Annotated in this window: 1 pseudogene; it reads left to right on the top strand. The window is 48.2% G+C overall.

Annotation, left to right across the window (positions count from 1 at the left end):
* Positions 1–112: 112 nt before the first annotated feature.
* Positions 113–525 (top strand): annotated as a pseudogene (locus AC1DUO_RS26190) (type II secretion system minor pseudopilin GspK); the annotation flags it as partial.

The raw sequence follows: 525 nt of genomic DNA, 5'->3' as shown, positions 1-525 counted from the left end.
CTCCTGCCCCAAATAATTGAGGAGACGAAGGCAGAGTCAGCTGATAAGCCGTCTGAGCAAGCAAGTTCTGAATCCGCAGCTCCGATACCCTTAAACGGGGAGAACACCACCGATGAGTAAGCAACAAGGTGTGGCGCTACTGATCGTCTTAATGATCCTTGCCATCATGGCTGCATTAGCGGCAAAAATGACGCTGCAATTTCAGGTCAGCCAGCACCGCCAAAGTTGGTTACTCAATCAACAGCAATTACGCTGGCTAACCTTTGCCGCTGAAGAAATCGCCCTGCCGAGACTGAAAAAAGAACTTACCGAAAACCCTGTTCAAAACAACCTCGATCAGTTTGCCGTTCAGCAAGGCCACTTCACCGGCCAGGATGGATTTTCAGTGGACTATATTATTGCTGATGGACAAAACTGTTTTAACATTAACAGCCTGCGTAATAACGAGCCTGACACGACGATAGAGGGTGAACCATACAATACGCAGGTACTGAAACAACTTCTTCTCGATGCGCAGGCAACATC

It is taken from the genome of Rahnella sp. P4_A8, assembly GCF_056402435.1.
This window is presented reverse-complemented; position numbering and strand designations above follow the sequence as displayed.